General features: G+C 73.3%; 11 protein-coding genes and 1 pseudogene. 5 read left to right on the forward strand and 7 right to left on the reverse strand.

Going from position 1 to position 12,102, the window contains the following annotated elements; genetic code table 11:
• Positions 1–667: 667 nt before the first annotated feature.
• A pseudogene (locus EJG53_RS44005) lies at positions 668–1,237 on the forward strand (ATP-binding cassette domain-containing protein); the annotation flags it as partial.
• Positions 1,238–1,486: 249 nt separating this feature from the next.
• Here EJG53_RS44005 and EJG53_RS42845 read toward each other — a convergent pair.
• On the reverse strand, positions 1,487–2,104 hold the full coding sequence (locus EJG53_RS42845) for a response regulator transcription factor (RefSeq protein ID WP_371858741.1): 618 nt from the start codon (positions 2,102–2,104) through the stop codon (positions 1,487–1,489).
• 178 nt (positions 2,105–2,282) lie between these two features.
• Positions 2,283–2,915 carry a TetR family transcriptional regulator gene (locus EJG53_RS29220; protein ID WP_125047394.1) on the reverse strand — a complete coding sequence of 211 codons (633 nt, stop codon included), beginning with the start codon at positions 2,913–2,915 and terminating at the stop codon, positions 2,283–2,285.
• A gap of 295 nt (positions 2,916–3,210) precedes the next feature.
• Here EJG53_RS29220 and EJG53_RS29225 point away from each other — a divergent pair, with 295 nt between their 5' ends.
• The 3 genes from EJG53_RS29225 (at position 3,211) to EJG53_RS29235 (ending at position 6,589) form a co-directional block, all read left to right on the forward strand.
• The gene (locus EJG53_RS29225; RefSeq protein WP_125047395.1) at positions 3,211–4,623 is read left to right on the forward strand and encodes a glycosyltransferase family 4 protein; all 1,413 of its coding nucleotides are present in this window, start codon (positions 3,211–3,213) and stop codon (positions 4,621–4,623) included.
• A 116-nt stretch (positions 4,624–4,739) separates the two neighbouring features.
• A complete protein-coding gene (locus EJG53_RS29230; RefSeq protein WP_125047396.1) occupies positions 4,740–5,522 on the forward strand; it encodes a class I SAM-dependent methyltransferase in 783 nt (260 codons plus the stop codon).
• Complete coding sequence (locus EJG53_RS29235; protein WP_125047397.1) at positions 5,519–6,589, forward strand: prenyltransferase; 1,071 nt, start codon at positions 5,519–5,521, stop codon at positions 6,587–6,589. The genes EJG53_RS29230 and EJG53_RS29235 overlap by 4 nt, the downstream gene beginning before the upstream one ends.
• Positions 6,590–6,623: 34 nt before the next feature.
• Here the strand turns inward: EJG53_RS29235 and EJG53_RS29240 are convergent, their stop codons facing one another.
• Positions 6,624–6,932 (reverse strand): hypothetical protein, encoded by a 309-nt coding sequence (locus EJG53_RS29240; protein ID WP_030022758.1) that lies wholly within the window; start codon positions 6,930–6,932, stop codon positions 6,624–6,626.
• Positions 6,933–7,048: 116 nt separating this feature from the next.
• Between EJG53_RS29240 and EJG53_RS29245 the strand changes: the two genes are divergently transcribed.
• Entirely contained in the window at positions 7,049–7,843 is a 795-nt protein-coding gene (locus tag EJG53_RS29245) for a maleylpyruvate isomerase N-terminal domain-containing protein (protein ID WP_125049666.1), read from the forward strand.
• Between the two features lie 201 nt (positions 7,844–8,044).
• Here EJG53_RS29245 and EJG53_RS29250 read toward each other — a convergent pair whose 3' ends face one another.
• From EJG53_RS29250 to EJG53_RS29265, 4 genes are all read right to left on the reverse strand, one after another.
• Complete coding sequence (locus EJG53_RS29250; protein WP_125047398.1) at positions 8,045–9,055, reverse strand: LLM class F420-dependent oxidoreductase; 1,011 nt, start codon at positions 9,053–9,055, stop codon at positions 8,045–8,047.
• 154 nt (positions 9,056–9,209) lie between these two features.
• Positions 9,210–10,064: a DUF5336 domain-containing protein gene (locus EJG53_RS29255; RefSeq protein ID WP_125047399.1), complete on the reverse strand. Its 855-nt coding sequence runs from the start codon at positions 10,062–10,064 to the stop codon at positions 9,210–9,212.
• A gap of 176 nt (positions 10,065–10,240) precedes the next feature.
• Positions 10,241–11,233, reverse strand: a complete 993-nt coding sequence (locus tag EJG53_RS29260; protein WP_125047400.1) for an N-acetylmuramoyl-L-alanine amidase — start codon at positions 11,231–11,233, stop codon at positions 10,241–10,243.
• 21 nt (positions 11,234–11,254) lie between these two features.
• Positions 11,255–11,905, reverse strand: coding sequence for a class I SAM-dependent methyltransferase (locus tag EJG53_RS29265; RefSeq protein WP_167515185.1), 651 nt, complete (start codon positions 11,903–11,905; stop codon positions 11,255–11,257).
• Between the last annotated feature and the right edge of the window lie 197 nt (positions 11,906–12,102).

Raw genomic sequence — 12,102 nt, forward strand, 5'->3', positions numbered from 1 at the left:
GGCGGTCTGCGTCGGCGCCGGCGCGTACGGTACGGCCCGGGTCTACGGGGCCGTGGCCGACCTGGTGGAACCGCTGCGCGACACCCTGGTGCGCAAGGTCGTCACGCGCGGCCTGTACGCCCCGGACGGCGCGGCGGTCTCCCGGCTCACCCACCAGGTCGAGATCGCCCGCGACACCTTCGCCGGACTGGTGCTGGTGTCCCGCTCGTTCGTCTTCGTCACCGCCGGCGCGCTGGTCGGGCTGTGCTCGCTCGCGCCCGTACTCCTGCTGCTCGTGGTGCCGCCGCTGGTGCTCGGGCTGGCGCTGTTCGCCGGGGCGCTGCGGCCGATGGCCCGCCGGCAGGAGACGTTCCTCGCCGCGGACGAGGCCATCGCCACCGAGACCGGTACGGCGGTCGGCGGGCTGCGCGACATCACCGCGGCCGGCGCGGAGCGGACCGTGGCCGCCGCGGCGGGCGAACGCTTCGACGCCGAACTGCGGGCGTCCCGCGCCCTGGCCCGCTGGAGCGTGAGCCGGGTGCTCGCCCTCGGGATCAGCGGCCGGCTGCCCATCGTCCTGCTGCTGCTCGCCGCACCCTGGCTGCTCGGCCGCGGGGTGACGCCCGGCGCGCTGGTGGGCGCCCTCGCGTACCTCACGCAGTCGCTGCTGCCCGCGTTGCAGAGCCTGATGCACGGACTCGGTACGGCCGGCACCCGCCTGGGCGTGGTGCTGCGCCGCCTCACCGCCGAACCGGCCACCGGCGCGGCGGACGCCGGGCCGCACCGTACGCCCCGCGACGGGTACGCCGTCGAACTCACCGGGGTGACCTTCGCGTACGGCCCGCACGCCGACCCGGTCCTGCGCGGCCTGGACCTGACCGTGCCGGCCGGCGGGCACCTGGCCGTCGTCGGCCCGAGCGGCATCGGCAAGTCCACCCTCGCCGCCCTGATCGCGGGCATGCTGGAGCCCGGCAGCGGCGAGGTCCGCCGCCCCGCCACCGCGGACCGGGTGCTCGTACCGCAGGAGGCGTACGTCTTCTCCGGCACCGTACGGGAGAACCTGGCCTATCTGTGTCCCGGCGGCCGGGTCCCGGACGCCGGCCTCCTGGCCGCCGCCGCGGAGATCGGCGCGGGCGCGCTGCTCGCGCGCCTGGGCGGGCCGGACGCCACGCTCGCCCCCGCCGAACTGTCCGCGGGGGAGCGCCAGCTCCTCGCCCTGGTGCGTGCCTACCTCGCGCCGGCGCCGCTGGTCGTCCTGGACGAGGCGACCTGCCACCTCGACCCGGAGGCCGAGGCCCGCGCCGAACGCGCCTTCGCGGCCCGGCCCGGCGGCACGCTGATCGTCGTCGCGCACCGCATCAGCTCGGCGCTGCGGGCCGACCGGGTGCTGGTGATGGACGGTACGCACGTCCGTACGGGGCGGCACGGCGAGCTGCTGCGGCGGTCCGCGCTCTACCGGGAGCTGGCCGGCGGGTGGGCCCACGAGGAGCCCCCGGCCGCCGCGCCGCTACAGCCAGCCCTCGCCGCGCGAGATGCGGATGGCGTCGACGCGGTTGCGGGCTCCCGTCTTGCGGGTGATGGCGGACATGTAGTTGCGCACGGTCCCGGTCGACAGATGCAGGACGCCGGCGATCTCGGAGACCGAGGAGCCCTCGGCGGCCAGTGACAGCACGCTCAGTTCGCGTCTGGTCAGCGGGATGTCGGCGGCCTGGAGGAAACCGAAGCCCAGCGATCCGTCGATGAACCGTTTCCCCGCCGCCACCTGCCGTATCCCGGTGGTCAACTGCACCGGCGAGGCCTCCTTGTCGACGTACCCGAGGGCCTCCGCCTCGAATGCCCGGCGCAGCGGTCCCGGCCGGTTCGCCGAGCCCAGCACCAGCAGGGCGGGTGATTTTCCGGGGCCTTTCCCTTTCGCGAGTTTCGATATCTTGCGCAATATGCTGTGCCCGGTGGGCTCCGGGCTCTCCGCGTCCACCACACAGACGTCGGGGCGCACGGCGCGCACCCGTTCCGTCGCGTCACGGGTGGTGGCGGCGGAGACGTCGATGTCGTTCTCCCGGTCGAGCACCTCTGTCAGTGCCCACCGGAACAGACAGATGTCATGCACGAGTAGCACCCGGATCACTGCAGTCCCCCTCCAAGACCCCGCGTACCGGCACCGTTGCGAGTACCCGGAATTCATACCGGCAATGCCGCTGTCATGGACCCGAAGAATTGGCCAAGCGGGGGCGCGGGGGCGCGCGTTGGAGGAGTGCGCGCCCCGAATGCGCCACGTTAGGGGTTACCCGCTCGTAGCCTTCGGGTCAGCCGCGCTGCCGCGGCGCGGTGAGGTCGATGAGCCGGCAGACCGTCTCGATGTCGATCTTCACCTGGGCGATCGAGGCGCGCCCGGAGAGCCAGGTGATCAGCGCCGAGTGCCAGGTGTGCTCGATGACCCGGACGGCGGAAAGCTGCTCCGGCGTCGGCGCGCCGTCCAGCCCCATCGCGTCCAGGATGATCGCGGTGGTGAGCCGGGAGACGGTGTCCACCTCCGGGCTCACCGAGCGGTCGGCGAACGTCAGGGCGCGCACCATCGCGTCCGCCAACTGCGGCTCGCGCTGGAGCGCCCGGAAGGCCCGCATAAGGGTCTGCGCCACCCGGGCGCCCGGCTCCCGCTCCGTCGGCGGGCGTTTGCGCAGCGTCTCGTGCATGTGCTGCAACTGGTCCTGCATGGTCGCCACGAGCAGGTGCACCTTGGAGGGGAAGTACCGGTAGAGGGTGCCGAGCGCCACGTCCGACGACTCGGCGACCTCGCGCATCTGCACGGCGTCGAAGCCGCCGCGGCCGGCCAGCCGGGCGCTGGCGTGCAGGATGCGGCGGCGCCGGGCCTCCTGACGCGCGGTCAGGGGCGGACTGGGAGGGAGCGCCGCTCCGGTCGCTGTGGAGTCCGTAGTCATATGTCCCATTCCGTTACAGTCCGTCCGCGGTGCGGCGCGTACCGGTCCTGCGATCGGCACAGCATGGCAGGGGTGCAGGTGGTGGCGCGAATCACCTGGTGCGGCTCTTTCCGCCGGGTTTCCGGCCGGTAGATTCGAAGCTCCTTGAACTCGTCAGTAGCCCCGCCGGCCGTCGTGGCCCGCGGGTGCCCCGGGCCGGTCGCCGGCCGGCCGCGGCCGAACCGTACTGAAACTTGTTCTAGATTAGCGCCAGCGGTTACGCTCCGGCGAAAGTCCAGCGAGAAGGGGGCCGAGAGTGTCCGCCGAGGCCGTCCAGGCAGCCGCGCAGCACCCCGCCGAGGCCCCCGCCGCCTCCGCCGGGCCGGACGGCGACCGCCCCCTGCGCATCGCCCTGCTGACCTACAAGGGCAACCCGTTCTGCGGCGGCCAGGGCGTCTACGTCCGCCACCTCTCCCGCGAACTGGCCCGCCTCGGCCACACCGTCGAAGTGATCGGCGCCCAGCCGTACCCGGTCCTCGACGACGCGGACACCGTCCGCACGGAGTCCGGCGGCGGCGTCACCCTCACCGAGCTGCCCAGCCTCGACCTCTACCGCCAGCCCGACCCGTTCCGCACGCCGAAGCGCGGCGAGTTCCGGGACTGGATCGACGCCGTCGAGGTCGGCACCATGTGGACCGGCGGCTTCCCCGAACCGCTCACCTTCTCCCTGCGCGCCCGCCGCCACCTCGCCGCCCGCCGCGGCGACTTCGATGTCGTGCACGACAACCAGACCCTCGGCTACGGCCTGCTCGGCGACCTCGGCGCGCCCCTGGTCACCACCATCCACCACCCCATCACCGTCGACCGGAAGCTCGACCTCGACGCCGCCGACGGCTGGAAGCGGCGCGCCTCGGTCCGCCGCTGGTACGGCTTCACCCGGATGCAGAAGCGCGTCGCCCGCCGCCTGCCGTCGGTGCTGACCGTCTCCGGCTCCTCCCGGCAGGAGATCGTGGACCACCTCGGCGTACGGGACGGCCGTATCCACGTCGTGCACATCGGCGCCGACACCGACCTCTTCTCGCCGGACCCGTCGGTCCCCGAGATCCCCGGCCGCATCGTCACCACCTCCAGCGCCGACGTCCCCCTCAAGGGCCTCGTCCACCTCGTCGAAGCCCTGGCCAAGGTCCGGGCCGGCAACCCGCGGGCCCACCTGGTGGTCGTCGGCAAGCGCGCCGACGACGGCCCGGTGGCCGCCGCCATCGCCCGGTACGGCCTCGGCGACGCCATCGAATTCGTCAAGGGCATCAGCGACACCGAACTCGTGGACCTGGTCCGCGGCGCCCAGATCGCCTGCGTCCCCTCCCTCTACGAAGGCTTCTCGCTGCCCGCCGCCGAAGCCATGGCCACCGGTACGCCGCTGCTGGCCACCACCGGCGGCGCCATCCCCGAGGTCTCCGGACCGGACGGCGAGACCTGTCTGTCCGTACCGCCCGGCGACGCGGACGCGCTGGCTGCCGGACTGACCCGGCTGCTGGACGACGACCGGCTGCGCCGCCGCCTCGGCGCCGCCGGACGCGAACGCGTCCTCGCGCGCTTCACCTGGCGCCAGGCCGCCATCGGCACCGCCGAGCGCTACCGGGAGGCCATCGCCCTGCAGAACCCGCGCGGGCGCGCCGCACGCTCCCGCCGCACCACCGCGTCCGCCCCGGCCCCCGCAGGCCGCGCCTGATGCGGCCCGCACGGGCACCGACCACCCCTTCCACCACCGCCGTCACGACCACCGTCAGGACCCGCCGCCGGGCTTAGCCCGCCCCCGGCTTCCCCCAGGACGAAAGCAGAGAGCCCTTGCTGACCGTCGACTTTTCCCGATTCCCGCTGGCGCAGGGCGACCGCGTCCTGGACCTGGGCTGCGGCGCGGGCCGGCACGCCTTCGAGTGCTACCGGCGCGGCGCGCAGGTCGTGGCGCTCGACCAGAACGCCGAGGAGATCCGCGAGGTCGCCAAGTGGTTCGCCGCGATGAAGGAGGCCGGGGAGGCCCCCGCGGGCGCCACCGCCACCGCCATGGAGGGCGACGCGCTGGCCCTGCCGTTCCCCGACGAGAGCTTCGACGTCGTCATCATCTCCGAGGTCATGGAGCACATCCCCGACGACAAGGGGGTGCTCGCCGAGATGGTGCGGGTGCTGCGGCCCGGCGGGCGGATCGCGGTGACCGTGCCGCGCTACGGCCCGGAGAAGGTCTGCTGGGCGCTCAGCGACGCGTACCACGAGGTCGAGGGCGGTCACATCCGCATCTACAAGGCCGACGAACTCCTCGGCAAGATGCGCGAGGCGGGCCTGAAGCCGTACGGCACCCACCACGCGCACGGGCTGCACAGCCCCTACTGGTGGCTCAAGTGCGCCTTCGGCGTCGACAACGACCAGGCGCTGCCGGTCAAGGCGTACCACAAGCTGCTGGTCTGGGACATCATGAAGAAGCCGCTGGCCACGCGGATGGCCGAGCAACTGCTCAACCCGGTCATCGGCAAGAGCTTCGTCGCGTACGCCACCAAGCCGCACCTGCCCGCACAGGTCGCGTCGGACGCCGCGACCGCCGCCACCGGTGCTGCCGCCGCCGGGGCCGCCAAGTGACCACACCAGGACGTACCGAACGCCTGGTCCTGCCCGGAGTGCTGACCGCCGAACAGGCGGCTCGCACGGTCGCCGGCATCCTGGCGGCCCAGCGCGCGGACGGCGCCATCCCCTGGTTCCGCGGCCACCACCTCGACCCGTGGGACCACACCGAGGCCGCCATGGCCCTGGACGCGGCCGGTGAGCACGAGCGCGCCGAGGCCGCGTACGCCTGGCTGGCCCGGCACCAGAACCCGGACGGCTCCTGGTACGCGGCCTACGCCGACGGGGACGCCGCCGCCCCCACCGACCGCGGCCGGGAGACCAACTTCTGCGCGTACCTCGCCGTCGGCGTCTGGCACCACTACCTGTCCACCGGTGACGACACCTTCGTCGACCGCATGTGGCCCGCCGTGTACGCGGCCATGGAGTTCGTCCTGGAACTCCAGCAGCCCGGCGGCGAGATCGGCTGGAAGCGCGAGGACGACGGCACGCCCGTCACCGACGCCCTGCTGACCGGCTCCTCCTCGGTCTACCAGGCCCTGCGCTGCGCCCTCGCCCTCGCCGACCAGCGCGAGGAGCCCCAGCCCGACTGGGAACTGGCCCTCGGGCGGCTCGGCCACGCCATCCGGCACCACCCCGAACGCTTCCTCGACAAGGCGCGCTACTCCATGGACTGGTACTACCCGGTCCTCGGCGGCGCCCTGCGCGGCACCGCCGCCAAGGACCGCATCGAGTCCGCCTGGGAGGACTTCGTGGTCCCCGGCCTCGGCGTACGCTGCGTCCTGCCCAACCCGTGGGTCACCGGCGGCGAGAGCGCCGAACTGGCCCTGGCGCTCTGGGCGATGGGCGAGTCCGACCGCGCCGTGCAGATCCTGAAATGGGTCCAGCACCTGCGCGCCGACAACGGCATGTACTGGACCGGCTACGTCTTCGACGACGACGCGGTCTGGCCGGAGGAGCAGACCTCCTGGACGGCCGGATCGATGCTGCTGGCCGTGGCCGCGCTGGGCGGGGACGAGGCCACCACCGCCGTCTTCGGCGGCGAACGCCTGCCGACCGGGCTCGATCCGGACTGCTGCCGCTGACGGGTACGGAGGGGCGCTCCGGGCCCGCCCCTCCTCACCGCTCGACCCGCTCGATCCGCCGGATACGGGCGGCCAGCGCGTGCCCGACGAACAGGTACACGATCGCGGGCAGCCCGTAGTTCAGCAGCGTCCGCAGCCAGTCGGCGTCGAAGGTGAAGAGGTTGTAGGACCAGCCCGCCAGCCACCGCGCCGCGCCCTGGACGAAGTGCACCAGGTCGTTGGCGCGGTTCGCGTCGAGCAGGTACATCGCGATCCACAGGCCGAGGATGACGGCCGTGACGTCCGCGACGACGGTGACGGCCGTGGCCGCGTGACTGCTTCCGTACCGGTGTCTCCTGGACATGACACACGGGTAGCCGCCCCCTCCCGCCCTAAACAACTCCCCGCTCGACGCGCCCCGTTCGCAATAAACGGAGGCGGCCACCGCTAATACCCGCTACTGTGCGCCCCATGACGACCATGAACGGAACACTCGACCACGACCGCTACTGTGCCGAAGTCCTCGCGGAGGCCGACCGGTTCCGGCGGACCGTCCGGGGCGCCGACCTGACGGCGACCGTACCGACCTGCCCGGACTGGACCCTGGAAGACCTCGTCCGGCACGTCGGCGGCGCCTACCGCTGGGCCGCCATGACCGTACGGACCCGGGCCACCGAGATGGTGTCCCACGAGGCGGTCCCCGACGCCAAGGGCCCGTCCGCCGACGACCCGGCGGCCCTGGACGCCTGGCTCGACGAAGGCGCACGGCTGGCCGCCGAGGCGATGCGGGAGGCGGGACCCGACGCGCCGGTCTGGTCCTGGGCCCCGGGGCAGCCGTCCGGCTTCTGGCCCCGGCGGATGACCCACGAGACGGTCATCCACCGGGCGGACGCGGCCGCCACCACGGGCGCCGCCTTCCCCCTCGACCCGGAGGTCGCCGCCGACACCATAGAAGAGTGGTCGCAGCTCATGTGCCTGGTCCCCGTCCTCAGGCCCGACCACCCGCTCAACAACCTCCTCGGCAGCGACCGCACCCTCCGCCTGCACGCGACCGACACCCCGCCCGGCGCTCCCGCCGACTGGCTCCTCGACTTCACCGGCACCACCCCCGCCTACCGCCACTCCACCGAACCGGCCACCACCACCCTCCAGGGCCCCGCCGCCGACCTCCTCCGCGTCTACTACCGCCGCCTCCCGGTCGACACACCGGGCATCGAGGTCACGGGGGACCGGGCGTTCCTGGACGAGTGGCTGGGGATGGCGGTGTTCGGCTGAGCTGACGGGTACGGCGCCCGGCACACGACCGGGCGCCTCGTATCAGGCGGCGTGCGGCACGAAGGACAGCGACATCTCGTCCGAGTCGATGCACAGATCGAGCTGCGCGTCGAGAGCACCCGCCAGTCGGCACAGCAACGGCAGCACAGGCGGCGCTGCGGTGCTCTTCCGGCACCTGCCCCCGGGTGTGGTGTCCGGGGCTCAGCCGTTCAGCTCCGCCAGTACCCGCAGCGTCTCCACGTCGGGGGCCGTGACGAGGAGGTCGGTCACCGGGCCCTCGCGCCAAGCCGTGAGGCGGTCGGCGAGGCGGGGGCGGGGGCCGATGAGGGAGATGGCGTCGGCGAAGGTGTCGGGGACGGCTTGGACGGCCTCGTCGCGGCGGCCCTGGAGGAAGAGGTCCTGGATGCGGTGGGCCGCTTCCTCGTGGCCCATGCGGGACATCAGGTCCGCGTGGAAGTTGCGGGAGGCGTGGCCCATGCCGCCGATGTAGAAGGCGAGCATGGCCTTGACGGGGAGCAGGCCCTCGGTCACGTCGTCGCAGAGCCGGGCGCGGGCCATGGGGGCGACGAGGAAGCCCTCGGGGGCGTCGGCGAGGGAGGTCTCGTACGCGTCGGTGCGGTACGGGGACCAGTACAGCGGGAGCCAGCCGTCGGCGATGCGCGTGGTCTGGGCGATGTTCTTGGGGCCCTCGGCGCCGAGGAGGACGGGGAGGCCGGAGCGGCGGGGGTGGGTGATGGGCTTGAGGGGTTTGCCGAGGCCGGTGCTGTCGGGGCCGCGGTAGGGGAGCGGGTGGAAGCGGCCGTCGGAGGTGACCGGGGCTTCCCGGCGCAGCACCTGGCGCACGATGTCCACGTACTCCCGGGTGGCGGTGAGCGGGCTGGCGGGGAACGGGCGGCCGTACCAGCCCTCCACCACCTGTGGCCCCGAGAGGCCGAGCCCGAGCATCATCCGGCCGCCGGAGAGGTGGTCCAGGGTGAGGGCCTGCATCGCGGTGGCGGTGGGGGTGCGGGCAGCCATCTGGGCGATCGCGGTGCCCAGTTTGATGCGGGACGTGTGGGCGGCGATCCAGGTGAGCGGGGTGAAGGCGTCGGAGCCCCAGGCTTCCGCGGTCCATACCGAGTCGTAGCCCAGCCGTTCGGCCTCCTGGGCGAGTTCGACGTGCCGGGGGTCGGGGCCGCGGCCCCAGTAGCCGAGTGCCAGGCCGAGTCGCATGGTGGGCCCCCAAGAGGTGACGGGCCGTCAGGTGGGTGTGGGGTGGTCGGTGCACTGTACGGAGGGCGGGGGACGAAAGGAAGGGCGGGTACGGCGACGGCCCCTCACCCGGAGCGGGCGGGGAGGGGCCGTGCGGCGGGGGTGGCGGGCGGTGTCAGCCGCGCTGGATGCCGGTCGTGTCCTGGAGGACGCCGCGGCGTCCGTCCTGCGTCTGCGCGATGAGCGCCTGGCCCCGCTGGTCCACGGCCAGGTACCACGTACCGGGCGCCAGTTCGGCGATCGGCGTGGGCGCGCCGTCCTCGCCGTACAGCGGGCGCGCGACCGGCACCGCGAACCAGAACGGCGCGAAGTCCGCCGCGGGCGCGGGCTGCTGCGCGGCGGCCGGCGAGGGCTGCTGCCCGCCGTACGACTGCGGACCGCCCGGCTGGCCCTGGCCCGGCTGCCCCTGGCTGGGCTGCTGGGCGCCCGGGTAGCCGTACCCGCCGTGGCCCGGCTGCTGCTGGTGGGCGCCGGGGTAGCCGTACCCCTGGCCCTGCGGCGCGCCGTACGGGGACGGGGTCTGCGGCCGCGGGGCCGGCACGAGGCCGGCCTTCAGGGCCGGCACCAGCGGCGTGGCCACCGCCGCGGCGGCCAGTACGAGCGCGGCGATCAGGCCGAGGATCAGGCCGGCGCCCGCGCCGCCGCTGTTGACCGTTGTCCAGAAGGCGAACCAGGCGACGAACACGGTCCACGCGACGCCGAACTGCCCGAGGTCGAGGCCGGCCACCTTCAGCGGCTGCGGCAGGGCGCGGGCCACGACGATCAGCGCGGCCGCGATCACGCCGGCCAGGAACATGCCCATCAGCAGGGACAGCGAGTCCCAGGCGTTCGCGGACGTGATCTTCGGGCAGAAGCTGCCGGTGCAGTCGGATCCGTCGTACGAGCTGATGTCGAGAAACGAGGCGATGAACAGCAACACCGCTGCTCCGATCACCACGCCGTCGCCTCTAGTGAGGGAGCGGATGTTCACGTAAGGGTCCTTTGTCGGTTCCGGTGTTCTGGTCTTCGCTGTCGCTGCCGTAAGCGCTGGTGGGCGCGTGGCGAGGCACGGGGTGGCCCCCCATCGTAAGGGGGAACCTACCGCCGGATCCTGTGGGCCGTCTTGTCGGTATCGGTCAGGTATCGAGTCGGTATCGGCGCCGGCCGCTACCGGGTCAGGAAGCCCGTAATGCCCTCGGCGATGCCGCGGGCCGCCTTTTCCCGCCATTGCGGATCGGTCAATTGCGCGGCGTCCTTCGGATCGCGCATATTGCCGCACTCCAGGAACACCTTCGGAATGCGGGAGAGGTTGAGGCCGCCGAGGTCGGACCGGACGACCAACCCGGTCCCGCCGCCCAGGTAATTGGCGGGGGCGCTCCCGGTGGCCGCCACGAAGCGGCCCGCCAGGCGTTCGCCGAGCTCCCGGGACGGGCCGACAATGGCGGAGGTGTCCGCCGCGCCCGCGGTGACCCGCGCGGGCAGGATCACGTGGAAGCCGCGGTTGCCGTCGCCCGCCCCGTCGGCGTGCACGGACACCGCGGCGTCGGCCTTCGCCGCGTTCCCGGCGCGGGCCCGCTCGTCGACGCACGGGCCGTACGGGCGGTCGCCGTCCTGGGTGAAGACGACCTTCGCGCCCTCGGCCTGGAGGAGGGTACGGGCGCGCCGCGCCACGTCGAGGGTGAAGGACGCCTCGGCGTAGCCGTCGTTGGTGGAGGTGCCGGTGGTGTCGCACTCCTTGCGGGCGTTGCCGACATCGACCTGGCGGGCGATCTCGCGGGTGTGGTCGCGGTTGTGGGGGTTGTGGCCGGGGTCGAGGAGGACGGTCTTGCCCTGGAGCCGGGTTCCGGTGCGGCCGCCGGGCCCGGCCTGGTCTCCCTTGCCGTCCCGGTCTCCGCCCTGCCCGGCGCCGCCGTCCGTTCCGTCCGCTCCGCCGGCGCCGGGAGTGCCGTCCTTGCCGGGTGCGCCGTCCGTGCCGGGCCGGCCGTCGGGGGAGGCCGGGCTCGCGGCGGGCAGGGCCTTGGGTGGCTTGTCACCGCCGTGCCCGCTCGCGGACCGCCAGATCAGCCAGCCCGCCGCGCAGGCGGCCAGCAGTGCGGCCAGGACGACGACGAGGGTGCCGCCGAAACGGCGGCGCGGGTGGAATGTACTGCCGTTCGTCACATCGCGATCGTAGTGGTGGGGTCAGTGCCCTTCACCGGTACGACGCAGGACGTGCAGCGATCCGTGTACCGACATTTCGGTGAACGCGCCGGATTCCAGGGCGCGCCGGTAGACGCGGTACGGGGCCTGGCCGCCGTCCGCCGGGTCGGCGAAGACGTCGTGGATGACGAGCAGCCCGCCGGGCGCGACGTGCGGCGCCCAGCCCTCGTAGTCGGCGGTGGCGTGCTCGTCGGTGTGGCCGCCGTCGATGAAGACCAGGCCGACGGGGGTGTTCCAGAGCGCGGCGACCTGCGGGGAGCGGCCCACCAGGGCGACGACGTGGTCCTCCAGCCCGGCCGCGTACAGCGTCCGGCGGAAGGTGGGCAGGGTGTCCATCAGGCCCACCTCGGGGTCGACCACGGCCGGGTCGTGGTACTCCCAGCCGGGCTGCTGCTCCTCGCTGCCCCGGTGGTGGTCGACGGTGACGACGGTCACGCCCGCCGCGCGCGCGGCGTCGGCGAGCAGAATCGTGGAGCGCCCGCAGTAGGTGCCGACCTCGACGAGCGGCATCCCCAGTGCCGCGGCCTCACCGGCGGCCGCGTAAAGGGCCAGCCCTTCGTCGGCCGGCATGAACCCTTTTGCCGCCTCGAATGCGGCGAGTATCTCCGGCTTGGGGGTGTTCGCGGCGGCCATGGGGATTCCTCCTCGGTCGTACGGTCACCGGAGTACGGCGGTGACTCATAACGACGGATCGTACGTGCCGCTAATGCGGGGGGCGGACGGGTGGATAGGCGGGCGGACGGGTGGGCGGGCGCTCGGAGGTGTGACGGGTATGGCGGGGTGGTGGGGAATGGGGTGGTGAATTCCGGGCCGGGGAATGCGGAGGGGGA

The organism is Streptomyces chrestomyceticus JCM 4735 (assembly GCF_003865135.1).
GTDB lineage: Bacteria > Actinomycetota > Actinomycetes > Streptomycetales > Streptomycetaceae > Streptomyces > Streptomyces chrestomyceticus.

Bases quoted from the DNA above. Each gene is read 5' to 3' on its own strand.
- EJG53_RS29220 (WP_125047394.1), bottom strand. From the start codon at position 2,915: ATGACTACGGACTCCACAGCGACCGGAGCGGCGCTCCCTCCCAGTCCG.
- EJG53_RS29240 (WP_030022758.1), bottom strand. From the start codon at position 6,932: ATGTCCAGGAGACACCGGTACGGAAGCAGTCACGCGGCCACGGCCGTC.
- EJG53_RS29245 (WP_125049666.1), top strand. From the start codon at position 7,049: ATGAACGGAACACTCGACCACGACCGCTACTGTGCCGAAGTCCTCGCG.
- EJG53_RS29250 (WP_125047398.1), bottom strand. From the start codon at position 9,055: ATGCGACTCGGCCTGGCACTCGGCTACTGGGGCCGCGGCCCCGACCCC.
- EJG53_RS29265 (WP_167515185.1), bottom strand. From the start codon at position 11,905: ATGGCCGCCGCGAACACCCCCAAGCCGGAGATACTCGCCGCATTCGAG.